The organism is Halobacterium bonnevillei (assembly GCF_009831555.1).
Lineage (GTDB): Archaea > Halobacteriota > Halobacteria > Halobacteriales > Halobacteriaceae > Halobacterium > Halobacterium bonnevillei.
The window spans coordinates 1-14997 of sequence record NZ_WUUU01000070.1 but is presented as its reverse complement, the minus strand read 5'-3'; the positions used below and the strand labels follow the sequence as shown (position 1 = coordinate 14997).

Sequence of the window (14997 nt, the reverse complement as noted above, 5' to 3'; positions counted from 1 at the left end):
CGTCGATCGTCCAGGCGCCACGACCACGGTGCGTCCGCGTCGACGAGCCAGTCCTGGAGGTAGCGGAACCGCGCGTGGCGGATGTCGCCGAGCGCGCCGGCGTCGACGAGTCGCTTCGCGTACCGGACGGCGGGCACGAACCGGTAGTTGAACCCGATTCCCGCGTGAGCGTCGCTGGACGCCGCTGCGTCGGCCATCCGCTGGGCGCCGTCGAGCGTCGGTGCCAGTGGTTTCTCGCAGAGCACGTGCGTGTCCGCCTCGAGAGCGGCAATCGTCGGGTCGACGTGCACGCTGTTCGGACCGAGGTTGTAGAAGACGTCCGCCTCGTCGACGACCTCCCGCCAGTCGGTCGCGACGCTGTCGAACCCCAGGCGGTCAGCGGCGTCGCTGACGGCGGCCTCGTCGCGGCCTACGAGCACGTCCAGGGACACCGCCGGCGCGTCCGCAAAGAACGTCGGGAGCGTCCGGAGCGCGTTCGCGTGCGCGTCGCCCATGAACCCGTACCCGAGCACGCCGACGGAGAGCGCGTCGTCGGTCACGACTACTCTCGCCCCCCACCTACTGCACCACCCACTGCACCACTCACGGCTTGCGCATCGGCTCGTACAGTCACGACTACTCGTTCACTCGACACTCAGTAAGTGTTTACGGGGCGGGCGCACGCCGCCGGGGTTACCGCGTCTCGACGGCCAGGTCGACCGACCGCCGCTCGCCCTCGAGGTCAGCGACGACGCGCTCGACGACGCGCTCGCCCTCTTCGACGACGAGGTCGACGACGCGCTCGACCACCCAGTCCAGGGACACGAGCGGCGGCAGGTTCAGGACGCCGCGTGCGCTCCCCGCGTCGTAGGTCACCACGAGAGAGACTCGCGACCCCTCGGGCGTCTCCTCGACTTCCCAGCGACCGTGTGCGTTCAGACTCCCGACCACCTCCCAGGCGATTCGATTCGGCGGGTCGGTGTCGGTGACGCGGGACGTGATCGTGTGCGCGAGTTTCCACCACGCGAACGTCAACTCGTAGGTCGTGCCGGGTCCGCCGTCCCCGCGCTGGTGGACCGACTGAAGGTACGCCGAGTAGTTCGCGTACCCCGGGAAGTCCGCGAGGAACGCGTACGCCTCAGCTGGTGGCACCCGGACGTCCGTACTCACCTCGACGGTGTTCACGTGCCGTGTTCGGGCCAGAGCGGGAAAAGGCCTGCCGCGGCGCCGTTCACCGTCGGCCCACACTCGTCGATTCAGTCGGCATCGGACCGCGGTCTTTGTGTCCGTCCAGCACGAACCGACGCGCATGACACAGCGAGTTGCCGTCGTTGGGGGCGGGCCAGCGGGCCTGACCGCCGCCATCTACACCGCCCGTGCAGGCCTACAGACGACAGTCTACGACGCCGGAGAGCCGATTCTCGCGCGGAACGCCCACCTGGAGAACGTCCCCGGGTTCCCCGCGGGCGTGAACGCCCGGACGTTCCTCGAGAACACCCGCGAACAGGCCGACCGGGCGGGCGTCGAGTTCGTCGACGCGCGCGTCGAACACGTCGAGCGGGACAACGACGGCAGATTCGTGGTCGATACCGACGCAGGAGCCAGCGGGGCGGCGGATTTCGTCGTCGCGGCGTCGTGGCCGGACTCTTCGTACCTCGAGGCGTTCGAACTGGAGCGCATCGACCGCGGTTCGAAGACGATGCTCTCGACCGACGAGTTTGCGCGCACGGACGTCGAGGGGCTGTACGCCGCTGGGCGGCTCGCTCGCCAGTACCACCAGGCCGTCGTCGCGGCGGGCCACGGCGCCACCGCGGGCCTTACAGTCGTCGACGACAGCGACGTCGCGTACTACCACGACTGGGTAGCGCCAGACGGCTACTTCACGGGTCGGGGCCGCGAGCTGCCGCCGGGCTGCGAAGAAATCGAGGAGACCGAGCGCCGGGAGCGAGAACGCGAGAGCCTGTCCGCGCTGCGGGCGCTCTCGCCCGCCGACTCGCCGACACAGCATCCGAGCGTCGACGACTGACCGAACCGTCTTGTAGGACGGCGGGACCAACCCGGGGCGTGACGTAACCGTCGACGCCCGGCAGCCCGCGAACGCGCGACCCACTGCCGGGCGCTCCGAACCCCCGCTCGACCGCCGGGTCGCCTGCCAGCCCCGAATCACCGGTTTCGCCGGACCTGCATCCGTGGTCCCGACAGACCCGCATCCGCGACTCCGACCGCCCCGATTTAAGTCGCTACCGGACCGACGACCGCACGAATGCTCTCCGGAGTGAACGTCGCCGTCGGCGTCACGGGCAGCATCGCCGCGGTGAAAGTCGTGGAACTCGCCCACGAACTCCGCCGCCGCGGTGCCGACGTCCGAGCCGTGATGACCGACAGCGCGCAGCGCATCGTCCACCCCTGGGCGGTCGAGTTTGCGACCGACAACCCCGTGGTCACCGAAATCACTGGCGGCGTCGAGCACGTCGACCTCTGCGGGACGACGGGCTGGGCGGACGTCTTCCTGATTGCGCCGGCGACCGCGAACACCGTCGGCAAGGTGGCGGGCGCCATCGACGACACGCCAGTGACGACGTGCGCGACCACGGCGCTCGGCGCCGGCGTGCCGGTCGTCGTCGCGCCCGCCATGCACGAACCGATGTACGACCATCCCGGCGTACTGGACGCAATCGACACGGTCGAATCCTGGGGCGTCCAGTTCGTCGACCCGCGCGTCGAGGAGGGGAAAGCCAAAATCGCCAGCGAGGAGGCAATCGTGGTCGAGACTGCGCGGGCAGCGGGCGAGCAACTGATGGCCGGCGACCACGTCGTCGTGACTAGCGGTGCGACCAGTGAACCCATCGACCCAGTGCGCGTGCTCACGAACCGGTCGTCGGGACGAACCGGACGCGCCATCGCCGCAGCGTGCTACGTCCAGGGGGCGGACGTGACGCTCGTTCACCAGGGCGGCGACGTACCGTACGCCGACACCGAGCGCGTGGAGACGGCCGAGGACATGCTCGCGGCGACGCTGGACGCCTGCGAGTCGGCCGATGCGCTCGTGTCGGCGGCAGCGATCAGCGACTACACCGTCGAGGCCAGCGACGAGAAGCTCCGCTCCGGCGAGGACCGTACCCTGGACCTGGAGCCCACGCCGAAACTCATCGACTCTGTCCGCGACCGCCACCCAGCGCTCCCCATCGTCGGATTCAAAGCCGAGACCGCGGGGTCGGACGACGCGATGGTCGACGTCGCACGCGACGTGCTGGAGCGCGTGGATCTCTCGTTCGTCGTCGCCAACGACGCCAGCGTCATGGGCGACGAGGAGACCCGGGTGTTGTTCGTGACTCGGGACGACGTCTCCGAGTTCGCGGGTAGCAAGCGCGCACTCGGCCACCGCGTCGCGGACGAGCTCGCGGACGCGATTTGAACGCGCGCCACGGCAGTAGTGCTCCCTTCTACGCCCGTTCGCCGCCACTGAATCGCGGGTGAAACCGAAGGTATCATCATACGCCACACCCACTCGCCGAACACGAAAATGACGCCAGCTACGCGGCCGCCGTCGGCCCGGTGGCCCGAACTCCCGGAGGTGACCTGATGGGCGGCGACCTGCTGGTCCCGGTCGACGACTCGGTGACCCTCCGGAAGACGGTCGCGCACGTTGCGAACCGGGGTCGCGACGCACCCGGCCGGCCGACGCTGCACTTCGTCTACCCGCTCTCGGAGCGCCTCGACGCCGGCGAGGAGACTACGGCCGCAGCGGACGCCGAAGAACTGCTCGCCCGCATCGAGGTCTGGGTCGAGGAGGACCTGGGCGACGACGCCGACCAGGTAGCGGTCGAAACCGCTCTCATCGGCAGCGCGGAGTACCTCTTCAACCCAGGCGACTACGCCGACGTCATCACGGAGTACGCCGCCGAGCGCGGCATCGAGACGGTGGTTCTGGACCCCGAGTTCAACCCCCAGGGGATGGCGCCGCTGCTCCCGCCGCTGGAGCGGGAACTGTCCTCGGCGGGCCTGGACGTCGACCTCGCACCGGTCGAACGGCCGACGCGACGGAATCCGCTGACTCGGCCCGCGGGCCTCGGGCAGTTCGTCGTGTTGTTCTGCTCGACGTACGCGTTCTACCTGGTGGTCGGCGGCACGCTGTCGACGTTCGACCTCGCGACGGGCGCGGTCAGCGCCACCATCGTCGCCGGCCTGTTGTGGCGCATCACGACCCGCGGGGAAGTGGACCTGACAAGCCTCGCGTGGCGGCTCGCTCGCATGACGCTGTACGTCCCGTTCCTGCTGTGGGAGATCGTGAAGGCGAACTTCCACATCGCGTACGTCGTCCTCCACCCGCGGCTCCCCATCGACCCGCGGGTGGTGGAGTTCGACGCCGCGGTCTGGTCGGAGATGCCGGCCACGACGCTCGCGAACAGCATCACCCTGACGCCGGGGACGCTCACCGTCGACGTCTCCCAGCGCCACTTCACGGTGCACAGTCTCACGCGCAGCGCCCGCGAGGACCTGCTGGACGGCGGTCTCGAACGCGCGGTCAGGTTCGTGTTCTACGGGCGCAGCGCCGCCCGTATCGCGACGCCCCGCGAGCGCGGCGCACGCACCGGCGAAGAGCGCACCTCGGCCGAAGAGACTGCGCCCACCGAGGAAGCCGCCGTCACGGAGGGCGAGAACGCGTGAGCCTCGTCCCCGACATCCTGCTAACGGGTGCTGGCGCGTTCATCCTGGTGTCGCTGGTCATCGTCTTCCGCGTGGTCCGCGGACCGACGATGCAGGACCGCGTCATCGCGGTGAACGCCATCGGCACCAACATCGTCGTCGTCCTCGCGCTCGTCGCGGCGGCGACGGGGAACCGGGCGGCGCTGGACATCGCCATCGTGTACGCGCTGTTGAACTTCCTGATGAGCATCGCCATCTCGAAGTTCACCGTCGAACGGGGTGGTGTGCTGTGACGCCTCAGGAGATCGCGGTCGCAGTGCTCGTGGCCGGGGGCGCGTTCTTCGCGCTCGTCGCCGCCGTCGCGCTCCTGCGGTTGCCGGACATCTACACCCGCACGCACGGCGCGTCGAAAAGCGACACGCTCGGCGCCGGCCTGGCGCTGGCAGCGGTCGCGCTCACCTTCGGCGCGGAGATCTCCACGGTGAAGGCGGCCCTGCTCATCCTGTTCATGTTCCTCACGAATCCGACCGCGGCCCACGCGATTGCTCGCGCCGCTGCCGACCAGGGAATCGACCCGTGGACCGTCGACGAGGAGGGTGAGTCGGAATGAACGTCGAACTGCCGCTGCTGGCGTTCGTCCTCGGGGCCGCGCTCGCCACCGCCGTCCTCCGTGACGTGCTCGGCGCCATCATCGCGTTCGCGACGTACAGCCTCGGCATCGCAGTCGTCTGGGTGGTCCTGCAGGCGCCCGACGTCGGCCTCACGGAGGCCGCTGTCGGCGCCGGCGTCACCACCGTCTTGTTCCTGTTGACCATCGCGAAGACCGTGCGGCCATCGGGCGAACGCGTGATCGAACGCCTCGACTGGCCGGCGCTCGGCGTCTCGGTGCTGCTCGTCGGGGTGCTGTTGACGACGCTCGGCGCGCTGCCCGAAATCGGGAGCCCGGACACGGCGGTCCTCACCTCCGAGGTGACGACGTACTACCTCGAGAACGCGTACTCGGAGGTCGAAGTGAAGAACGCGGTCACGGCCGTGCTCGCGGCGTACCGCGGGTTCGACACGCTCGGCGAAGCGGTCGTCGTCTACTCGGCGGGCGTCGGCCTGCTGGTCGTCCTCGGCAAGGAGGTGTTCGCATGAGCGAGTCCTCCCCAGAGACCATCGGCGAAGTCCGCAACTACGTCGAGAGCCCGATCATCATGGCGACAGTCCGAATCGTGTCGCCGTTCGTGTTCACGTTCGGGCTGTTCATCATGTTCCACGGCGCGGACTCCCCCGGCGGCGGCTTCCAGGGCGGCGTCATCGTCGCCACCGTAATGCTCATGTTGGGGATCGCGTTCGGCATCGATCCGCTCCGCGAGTGGGTCGGCGAGTCCGCGCTCGTCGCCATCCTGTCGGTCGGCGTCGCCGCGTTCCTCGCGATCGGCGTGGGCACCGTCGCGCTCGGGGGCGGCTTCCTCGAGTACCACGTCATCGAGACGGAACTCGGTATCTACCACGCCACGAAGTACGGCATCGAAGCGGTCGAACTGTTCATCGGCGTCATCGTGGCCAGCACCATCACGGGGCTGTTCTTCGCCATCGACGCCGGCAAGAACGACGGTGATTCAGAATGATGGACCTGCTCGTCTCCCGGGACTACTACGTCGCGACGTTCCTGCTGCTGGGCATCGGGACGTACGTGATGATCGCATCCCGGAACCTCGTGAAGAAAGTCATCGGCATGAACATCTTCCAGACCGGAATCTTCCTGTTCTTCATCGCGGCGGCGTACGTCGAAGGCGGGAACCCGCCCGTCCTGACGATGGACGCGCCACACGTCAGTCCACTGCCGCACGTCCTCATCCTCACCGCTATCGTCGTCGGCGTCGCGCTGACGGCGGTGGCCCTCGGGATGGTCGTCCGCATCTACGCGGAGTACGGGACCCTCGACGAGGAGACGCTCCAGGAGGTGCGTGGCAGTGAGTGACCTCGCCGCGCTCGTCGTCGCACTCCCGATCTTCGGGTCGCTGGTCGCGTTCCTCGCGGCGCTCGTGCGCTCGAAGAGCGGGTGGCCGGTCGCCGTTGCCGCGACCGCCGCGCAGCTCGCCGTCACCGTCACACTCGCAGTCCGGGCGTTCGGCGAGGGCACAATTACGTACGTCGTCGGCGGCTTCGAAGCGCCGTACGGCATCGAACTGGTCGTAGACGGCCTCACTGGGACGATGCTCGTGTTGATCGCAGCTGTGTCCCTGGGCGTGCTCGCGTACGCCCGCCGCGCCGGCCCGCGCTCGAACCCGTTCTACGCGGTGTTCATGCTGCTGGTCGCCGGCCTCACCGGGATGAGCGTCACCGCGGACCTGTTCAACATGTACGTCTTCCTCGAGATCACGGGGCTGTCGGCGTACGCGCTCGTCGCCAGCGGGGACCGCGGTCGGTCGGCCGTCGCCGCGCTGAAGTATCTCCTCGTCGGCACCGTCGGCGCGTCGCTGTTCCTGCTCGGCGTCGGGTACGCGTACATCGACACGGGGACGCTGAACATGGCCGACCTCGCGGTGAAACTCGCGGCGAACGGCTACACCGCGACGCTCACGCAGACTGCGTTCGCGCTCATCGTCGTCGGCCTGTTCATCAAGGTCGCCGTGTTCCCGCTGCACACCTGGCAGCCGGACGCGTACGCGGGCGCCCCCGACACGGTCAGCGGCCTCATCTCCGCGCTCGTGTCGACGGTCGCGGCGTACGCGCTGTTGCGGGTCGTGTTCACGGTCTTCGGAACCGCGTTCCTGGACGCGAACCCGTTCGCGCACGCCCTCCTGGTCGGCGGCGCAATCATCAGCATCCTGCTCGGCAGCCTGCTGGCCGTCTCGCAGTCCGAGGTCAAGCGCATGCTGGCGTACTCCTCGGTGTCGCAGTTCGGTCTCATCGTCGCCGCCATCTCCATCGGAAACGTGACGGCGCTGACCGGCGCGGCCGTCCACCTCGTCGGCCACGCCATCATGAAGGGCGGCCTGTTCCTGACCGCGGGCCTGGTCGCCACCGAAACGGGCGCCCGGAGCGTCGACGAGTACGAGGGGCTCGTCAAACGGTCCCCCGTCGGCGCGGGGGTCTTCGGCGTGCTCGCCGTCGCGATGGTGGGCGTCCCGCCGACTATCGGCTTCGCCGGCAAGTGGTATATCGCCGTCGGCGCGGCCGAAGCCGGGTCGTGGACGCTGCTCGCGGTCATCGTCGGGAGCACGCTGCTGACGCTGGCGTACTTCGCGCGCCTCGTCGAACGCATGTTCTTCCGCGAACCGACCGCGGACCTCGAACCCGCCGTCGAGCGGGCCGACGGCGCGCTCCCGGACGGCGGCGACCTGGGCGGCAGTGACCCCGGTAGCGCGTCGCTCGGCATGTACGCCGCAGTCGTCGCCGCTGCCGTCCTCGCAGTCGCGCTCGGGTTCGCCGTGTTCGGATATGGAGACGTTCTGCAGTCCACAATCGAGGCACTCCTCTCATGACTGACATCACTTCACTCCGGCCGCTCGCTGCAGTGCTCGTGTCGGCAGTCGCCGTCGTGCCGATTCTGGCGTCCTACCGCCGCCCGAACCTCCGGGAAGGGTGGACCGTGCTCGCCGCCGTCTGCAAACTCGGCCTCGTCGCGAGCATGGTGCCCGCCGCGCTCCGCGGCGACGTCTACGTGACGAAACTGGGGCCGTTCGTGCCGTACATCGACCTCACGCTGCGCGCGGACGCCCTCGGCCTGCTGTTCGCACTCGTCGCGAGCACGCTGTGGCTGGTCACGAGCTTCTACAGCATCGGCTACATGCGCGGCCTCGACGAACACAGCCAGACGCGGTACTTCGCGGCGTTCGCGGGCAGCGTCTCCTCGGCCGTGGGCGTCGCGTTCGCGTCGAACCTCGTCGTCCTCTACCTGTTCTACGAACTCCTGACGGTCGCGACGTACCCGCTGGTCGCCCACGACGAGACCGACGAGGCGCGCGCCGCCGGCCGCAAGTACCTCGCGTACACGTTCGGCGGCGGCGTCGCCGTCCTCGGCGGGACACTGCTGGTCGTCCACCTCGCGGGCACGACGGCGTTCACCGCCGGCGGCATCGCTGGCCTCGCGAACTCGGATCCGACGCTCGCTCGCGTCGCGTTCGCGCTGCTCGTCACCGGCTTCGGCGTGAAGGCCGCACTCATGCCGCTGCACTCCTGGCTCCCGGACGCGATGGTCGCGCCGACGCCCGTCTCGGGCCTCCTGCACGCAGTCGCCGTCGTCAAGAGCGGCGTGTTCGGGGTCGCGCGCGTCCTCCTGGACGTCTTCGGCATCGACCTCGTCGCTGAACTCGGCGTCGGCGGTGTGCTCGCAGCGGTCGCCGCGTTCACCCTCCTGACCGCGAGCGTCATCGCGCTCCGCCAGGACAACCTCAAGCGCAGACTGGCGTTCTCCACCGTCAGCCAGCTATCCTACATCGTGCTCGGTATCGCCGTCGGCGGCGCCGCCGCGCTCGGTACCGGGGACGCCGCGAAGTGGGCGCTCATCGGCGGCCTCCTGCACATTCCCGCGCACGCGTTCATGAAGCTCACCCTGTTCTTCTGCGCGGGCGCGTCCACGTCGAGACTCACACCGACGACATCTCGAACATGGCCGGCATCGGCAAGCGCATGCCCCTCACGATGGGCGCGTTCGCAGTCGCCGCAGCCGGCATGGCGGGCATCCCGCTGGTCGCCGGGTTCGTGAGCAAGTACTTCCTGCTCATCGGCACCGTCTCCAGCGGCTACGTCCTGTTCACCGTCGCGCTACTCGTCTCCGGCATCCTCAACATCGCGTACTTCTGGCCCGTCGTCTACACCGCGTTCTTCGAGACGCCCGAGCGGTCCGACGAGAAACCGCTCGTCGAAGCGAACCTCGGCGGCTACTTCGGGCGCGAAGCGCGCGCCGACGGCGGCCACGAGGAGGCCGCTACTGCGGGCCACGACGACGGGCAGGGCCACGGCAATGGGAGCGGCCACGGCCGCGCCGTCGGCTGGGAGCGGTTCGCGCCGAACGGCAGCGAGTCGACGTGGTTCATGCTCGGCCCGATTCTGTTCGCCGCCGCCGGCTCCGTCGTCCTCGGGGTCGTTCCGGACACGGCGGTGTTCCTGCAGGTCGTGCGTGAAATCGTCGCGGGCGCCACCGCGATGGGGGTGGTGGTCTGATGGACGCCCTCGTCCCGCCGTTCCTGCCCGTCCTGCTGGCCGCCGTCGTCCTGCCGTTCCTCGGTCGGCGGGCCGGACACGCGCTCGGCGTGCTCGCAACTGCGGCCGTCGTCCCGTACGTCTGGCTCGTCGCCGAGGGCGCCCACCTCCCGGTGTCGCTGTTCGGGTTCGACGCGGTGCTGTTCAACGTCGACCCGTTCTCCACGCTGATGGGCGTCATCTTCGGGTTCATCGGCGCCGTCGGGGTGCTGTACTCGTACGCCAGCGACGCCGACAACCTCCAGACCGCGTTCGCGCTCGGGTACGTCGGCACCAGCCTCGGCGCCGTCTTCGGCGGCGACTGGCTCTCGCTCGTCTTCTTCTGGGAGCTGATGGCCGTCACCAGCACCCTCCTGGTCTGGCACTACGGCGGCCGCGCCGTCCGCGCGGGCTTCCGGTACGCGGTGCTGCACGGCATCGGCGGCACGCTGTTCCTCGGGGCCATCGTCTGGCACTTCGCCGAGACGGGGACGTTCCTGTTCGGGAGCGTGCCCGGCGGCCCCGAATCCGTCGGCCTCGCCGGCTCCGTCGCGCCCGTGCTCGCGGGCCTCGGCGTCGGCGTGAACGTCGGGTTCATCGGCCTGCACGCGTGGCTGCCGGACACGTACCCGCGGCCGCACATCGCCGCCAGCGTCTTCCTCTGCGTGTTCACCACGAAGACCGGCGTCTACGGGATGTACCGCGTGTTCCCCGCCGACGGCAACGTCGCCGTCGCGTACATGGGCGGCGCGATGGCCGTCTTCGGCGCGGTCATGGCGCTGTTCCAGAACGACATGCGCCGCCTGCTCTCGTACCACATCCAGTCCCAGGTCGGGTACATGGTCGCCGGCGTCGGCATCGGCTCCGCGCTCGCGCAGGCCGGCGCGTTCGCGCACGTCTTCAACCACATCCTCTACAAGGGCCTGCTGTTCATGACCGCCGGCGTCGTCATCTACCGGACCGGCGAGGAGAGCCTCAAGAAGGTCGGCGGCCTCGCACGCGAGATGCCGATTACCGCCGGGGCGTTCACCGTCGCGGCGCTGTCGATCGCCGGCTTCCCGGGGTTCAACGGGTTCGTCTCGAAGGGCATCGTCATCTCCGCGAGCCACTACGACTTCGGGTACGGCCCGTTCTCGGTGGCCGGCTACACCAGCCTGGAGATACTGCTGCTGGTCGGGGGCGTCGGCACGTTCATGTCCTTCATCAAGTTCGGTTACTACGCGTTCTTCCACGGCAGCTACGACGGCACAGTGAAGGACGCCAACCGGGGCCAGGCCGTCGGCATGGTCGCCGTCGCGGCGCTGTGCGTGCTCTACGGTCTCGCGCCGGACGCGCTGTTCGCCGTGCTCCCGTTCGATGTCACCAGCGAGGCCGTCGTCTCCCACGTCTACCACACGTACACCGTCGACCACATCCTCGAGGGCGTCGTGCTCGCCGTCGCGGGCCTCGTCGGGTTCGCGCTCGTGAAACGCCCGCTCTCGGGCGTGAAGTACGTCCCCGACGTCGACGACGTCTACAACCCGCTGACGTTCCGCGCGACCCGCGTGCTCGTCGTCGGCGTCACCGAACTGTACGCCGCCGTCGACCGCCTCGTCGTCCGCGCCGCGACGGACTCGGTCGCCGTGGTCCGTGCGCCGGGCGCGCCGCGGCCGCGTCGTCGGCGAGGACCGCGTCTCGCTGCGCGCGGACACCAGCGCCAGCATCTTCCTCGTCGTCGTGATGCTCGCAATCGCCGTCGTCGTGACGGCCATCCTCTGAGCGGCCCCGACGAGTCTGGTTCCGTCAGCTTTTATTGCCGGCGCAAGTACTTCCGGCATGGATAAGCTGCAGCAGTCGCTTCTCGACGCGCCCATCATCGAGAAAGAGGGGTACCACTACTTCGTCCACCCGATCAGCGACGGCGTCCCGATGCTGGAGCCGGCGCTCCTCCGCGAGATCGTCATCCGCATCATCCGGAAGGCGCAACTCGAAGACGTCGACAAGATCGTCACCCCGGCCGCGATGGGCATCCACATCTCCACCGCCGTCTCCCTGATGACGGACATCCCCCTGGTCGTCATCCGGAAGCGCGAGTACGGCCTCCCCGGCGAAGTCCCGCTCCACCAGGAGACCGGCTACTCCGAGAACCAGATGTACATCAACGACGTCACCGAGGGCGACCGCGTGCTCGTCCTCGACGACGTCCTCTCGACGGGCGGCACCCTCGCCTCCATCACCACGGCGCTCGACGACATCGGCGCGGACGTCGCGGACGTCGTCGCCGTCATCAAGAAGACCGGCCCGAACGAGCTCGAGGAGAGCGGCATCGACGTGAAGACGCTCATCAACGTCGACGTCGTCGACGGCGAAGTCGTCATCGTCGACGAACACGGCGACGGCTGACACGACGGGTCCGCTATTCTATCCGGCCGTCGACGCGACGCTTCCGTCCGCCACCTGACGGCTGCCGGGACGCCACTCGCGTTCGATTCGAGAAGCGGCACTACGGACGGACGGACGGCTGTTTTTTAGTCCCCGCTCGTCTACTGGCGTCCATGCCGGCTGCACTATTCGTCGTCAGCGAGGAAGGCTACTGGGGAGAGGAATGCGTCGAACCGCTCACGACGCTGGACAGCGAGGGCTTCGACATCACGGTCGCGACGTCCAGCGGCAGCCCGCCCGTCGTCGACGAGCGCTCCGTCGACCCCGAGAACGTGGGCGAGGAGACCGCAGCGTGGGTGCGCGAGGTCGACGAGACCGACGAACGCCTGAACAACCCGGTCTCCGTCACCGAAGTGGACGCCGCGGACTACGACGCGGTCGTCTTCCCGGGCGGCCACGGGACGGAGTGGGACGTCAACCAGGACCGTGACGCGCGACGCCTCCTCCGAAACGCGGTCGAGGGCGACAGCGGGAAGGCGCTCGTCGTCTGTCACGCCGCCGGACTCCTCGCGTTCACCAGAGCTAGTGACGGGGACTTCCTCGTCGACGGCCGCGACGTCACCGGATTCCCGAACGAGTGGGAGGACGGCATCGTCGACGACCACGACCGCATGCCTGACGGTCGCAAGCTCCCGTACTGGGTCGAGGACGAAGTCAAAGCCGCCGGCGGGAACTGGGACGCCGAACTCGACGACGACGTCAGCGTTACTGTCGACGGCGACCTCGTCACGGGACGCGGCCCCGGTTCCTCCAGCGCTGCCGCTGACACGCTGCTCGAAGAACTCGGTGTCTGAGTGTGGACTAACTCCCACACGGCGACCGAAACAGAACCCTTAACTGACGGAGCGGGCTACGATGGAATGCAGCGGGATGGGATAGCCAGGAGATTCCGCCGGGCTCATAACCCGGAGACCGGTAGTTCAAATCTACCTCCCGCTACTTCTTCGACGAAACCGACCGCGGAGGTACATCTCCGAGGCCGGTTTCGACTGCAGTGGTCGGTGTAGAATTGAACCCTGCCGGACCCAGCCGAGCGGAGCGAGGTCCGTCTACCGGGCGGTTCAAATCGACCCGTCACAGCAGCGTGCTGGGAGCGCGAATCCGCCCGCCGATTCAGAACTGTGTAGCGTCGCGGATGCGAGCGCGGTACCGACTCGACAGTTCTTCGACGACAAGCCGGTCCCGTGGGTCGATGCCGATCACTCGAAGCGCTCCCGAGTACGCGAGTAGCCCGGCGACCACCCCGATGGCGACGGTCAGTCGGCTGTCGACCGACGTCTGCACGGCGAACATCACGGCGGCCATGGCGACGCCCGCGGCGATGGGGCGGAGGAAGGACGCGTCGAACGGCCACAGGCCCTCGAAGCGTCTGAGCAACAGCGCCTGGAGGAAGTTCTGGACACCGACGGCGATGGAGGTGCCGAGCGCGGCGCCGGCGAGGCCGAATTCGCGGACGAACAGGAACGTCAGGGCGACGTTCAGGACTGCGAGCAACCAGTCGAGGGCCATCCGGGCGTACTGGTGGTCGGTCATCATGAGCAGCCAGCCGGTGGCCCCGACGGCGCTTCCGACGAACACGCCGCCCAGGTAGACGACCAGCGGAACGTACCCGCGGACGTAGGCCGGGCCGAACAGCGCGAGGAACTCCCTGCCGAACACCAACTGGACGGCGATGATGGGGACGACGCTGGTGACGATGAGGCGCGTAACCGACGTGTAGACGTCGTTTAGCGTACCGACCTGGCCGTCGGAGTAGAGTCGCGAGGCAACCGGCGGCAGCAGCTGATTGAACGAGAGCAGCGGAATCCACGCGATCGCGACGAGGACGAGGACGACGTTGTAGATGCCCGCCGCCACCGCTGTGAGGAGCGCGCCGACCAGCAGGAGGTCGACGCGGTTCTGGAACACCTTCCCGAGGCTGCTCATCGCGACCGGCGCGGCGTGGTCGTAGAACTGGCGCGCCTCCGCTCGGCTCCCGCGGAGCGTCGGCCGCACGCCCGTCACGCTCACTGTTATGGGGAAGCCGACGACGACGAGCACGAGCAGTCCGACCACGAACGCGCCGGCGACGCCGACGACCGAGTACCCGAGCGCCAGCGCGGCGAGCGCGCCGACGACGAGGACGAACGCGCCGCTCCCGAACACGAGCAGTTCCCGGACCGTCGCCGTCCCGAGCGGCGTCGCGACCGGTTTGCCGAGCCCGGGCGCGAGCACGCTCAAGACGGTGGCGACGATGACCAGCAGCGCTGGCAACACGAGCAACACGATGAACAGTTCCGCGACCAGTTCGAGGAAGCCGGCCGCGCGCTCCCGGGTGCGCTCGCGGCGGTTCGCGAGCATCCGGGACTCCAGTTCGAGGTACTGGGAGACTGCGTCCGGTCCCTGGGCGGCGTGCTCGCGGAGCTTCAGGAGGAACGGCGCGAGCACCTCCCTGCTGGGCGTGTCGCGGGCGACCACGCGCAGTCCGCGGTCGACGCTCCCGGTGAGGTCGGCGGTGTTCAGGACGTCACGGAACGCGGCCGCGGTTTCGCCGTACGCGGCCGGTCGGTCGGCGACGCGGGAGAGCAGGTCCCGTTCGTCCGTGGTGCCGGACGCGAGCACGGACAGGTAGCGGACCGCGCCCGGGAGGGTGCTCTCGATGTCCGAGCGGCGGGCGCGCGCCAGCAAGCCGAGGTAGTGGCCGCCCGCCCAGACGGTCCCTCGTTCGCAGCGAGGCCGGCGGGCAGACCGACGACGACAGCGGCTGTGACCGTCGGAGGAGAACGGGGACACGTCGGC

14 protein-coding genes, 1 tRNA gene and 2 pseudogenes are annotated in these 14997 nt (G+C 68.9%); 14 read left to right on the top strand and 3 right to left on the bottom strand.

Translation table 11 applies throughout. The annotated features are described in order from the left end of the window. Positions 1-494, bottom strand: a 494-nt coding sequence (locus tag GRX66_RS09960) for a Gfo/Idh/MocA family protein (protein WP_159526424.1), incomplete at its 3' end; no start/stop codon positions are given. Between the two features lie 178 nt (positions 495-672). Further along, positions 673-1164, bottom strand: a complete 492-nt coding sequence (locus tag GRX66_RS09955; RefSeq protein WP_325064048.1) for an SRPBCC family protein — start codon at positions 1162-1164, stop codon at positions 673-675. A gap of 124 nt (positions 1165-1288) precedes the next feature. Here GRX66_RS09955 and GRX66_RS09950 point away from each other — a divergent pair, with 124 nt between their 5' ends. The 14 genes and pseudogenes from GRX66_RS09950 (at position 1289) to GRX66_RS09885 (ending at position 13158) form a co-directional block, all read left to right on the top strand. Further along, the gene (locus GRX66_RS09950) at positions 1289-2005 is read left to right on the top strand and encodes an NAD(P)/FAD-dependent oxidoreductase (RefSeq protein ID WP_159526419.1); all 717 of its coding nucleotides are present in this window, start codon (positions 1289-1291) and stop codon (positions 2003-2005) included. A 237-nt stretch (positions 2006-2242) separates the two neighbouring features. Next, the gene (gene coaBC, locus GRX66_RS09945) at positions 2243-3394 is read left to right on the top strand and encodes a bifunctional phosphopantothenoylcysteine decarboxylase/phosphopantothenate--cysteine ligase CoaBC (protein WP_159526418.1); all 1152 of its coding nucleotides are present in this window, start codon (positions 2243-2245) and stop codon (positions 3392-3394) included. 167 nt (positions 3395-3561) lie between these two features. Beyond that, the gene (locus GRX66_RS09940) at positions 3562-4647 is read left to right on the top strand and encodes a monovalent cation/H+ antiporter subunit E (protein ID WP_325064047.1); all 1086 of its coding nucleotides are present in this window, start codon (positions 3562-3564) and stop codon (positions 4645-4647) included. Continuing rightward, the gene (locus GRX66_RS09935; RefSeq protein ID WP_325064046.1) at positions 4644-4919 is read left to right on the top strand and encodes a cation:proton antiporter; all 276 of its coding nucleotides are present in this window, start codon (positions 4644-4646) and stop codon (positions 4917-4919) included. The genes GRX66_RS09940 and GRX66_RS09935 overlap by 4 nt, the downstream gene beginning before the upstream one ends. Next, a complete protein-coding gene (gene mnhG / locus GRX66_RS09930) occupies positions 4916-5236 on the top strand; it encodes a monovalent cation/H(+) antiporter subunit G (RefSeq protein ID WP_325064045.1) in 321 nt (106 codons plus the stop codon). Before GRX66_RS09935 ends, mnhG begins: the two co-directional genes overlap by 4 nt. Beyond that, entirely contained in the window at positions 5233-5763 is a 531-nt protein-coding gene (locus GRX66_RS09925) for a DUF4040 domain-containing protein (protein ID WP_159526417.1), read from the top strand. Before mnhG ends, GRX66_RS09925 begins: the two co-directional genes overlap by 4 nt. Continuing rightward, the gene (locus GRX66_RS09920) at positions 5760-6239 is read left to right on the top strand and encodes an MnhB domain-containing protein (RefSeq protein ID WP_159526416.1); all 480 of its coding nucleotides are present in this window, start codon (positions 5760-5762) and stop codon (positions 6237-6239) included. Before GRX66_RS09925 ends, GRX66_RS09920 begins: the two co-directional genes overlap by 4 nt. Beyond that, the gene (locus GRX66_RS09915) at positions 6236-6592 is read left to right on the top strand and encodes a cation:proton antiporter subunit C (protein ID WP_159526415.1); all 357 of its coding nucleotides are present in this window, start codon (positions 6236-6238) and stop codon (positions 6590-6592) included. The genes GRX66_RS09920 and GRX66_RS09915 overlap by 4 nt, the downstream gene beginning before the upstream one ends. Further along, positions 6585-8099 (top strand): monovalent cation/H+ antiporter subunit D family protein, encoded by a 1515-nt coding sequence (locus tag GRX66_RS09910; RefSeq protein WP_325064044.1) that lies wholly within the window; start codon positions 6585-6587, stop codon positions 8097-8099. Before GRX66_RS09915 ends, GRX66_RS09910 begins: the two co-directional genes overlap by 8 nt. Beyond that, positions 8096-9780 (top strand): annotated as a pseudogene (locus GRX66_RS09905) (cation:proton antiporter). The gene GRX66_RS09910 and the pseudogene GRX66_RS09905 overlap by 4 nt, the downstream one beginning before the upstream one ends. Next, positions 9780-11556 (top strand): annotated as a pseudogene (locus GRX66_RS09900) (Na(+)/H(+) antiporter subunit D). Before GRX66_RS09905 ends, GRX66_RS09900 begins: the two co-directional pseudogenes overlap by 1 nt. Positions 11557-11613: 57 nt before the next feature. Further along, positions 11614-12180, top strand: a complete 567-nt coding sequence (gene hpt, locus GRX66_RS09895; protein ID WP_159526413.1) for a hypoxanthine/guanine phosphoribosyltransferase — start codon at positions 11614-11616, stop codon at positions 12178-12180. A gap of 152 nt (positions 12181-12332) precedes the next feature. Beyond that, entirely contained in the window at positions 12333-13013 is a 681-nt protein-coding gene (locus GRX66_RS09890) for a type 1 glutamine amidotransferase domain-containing protein (protein WP_159526412.1), read from the top strand. Between the two features lie 70 nt (positions 13014-13083). Beyond that, positions 13084-13158: transfer RNA gene (locus GRX66_RS09885), tRNA-Met, on the top strand. Positions 13159-13332: 174 nt separating this feature from the next. Here GRX66_RS09885 and GRX66_RS09880 read toward each other — a convergent pair. Beyond that, a complete protein-coding gene (locus tag GRX66_RS09880) occupies positions 13333-14991 on the bottom strand; it encodes a type II secretion system F family protein (protein ID WP_394351520.1) in 1659 nt (552 codons plus the stop codon). Positions 14992-14997: the final 6 nt, after the last annotated feature.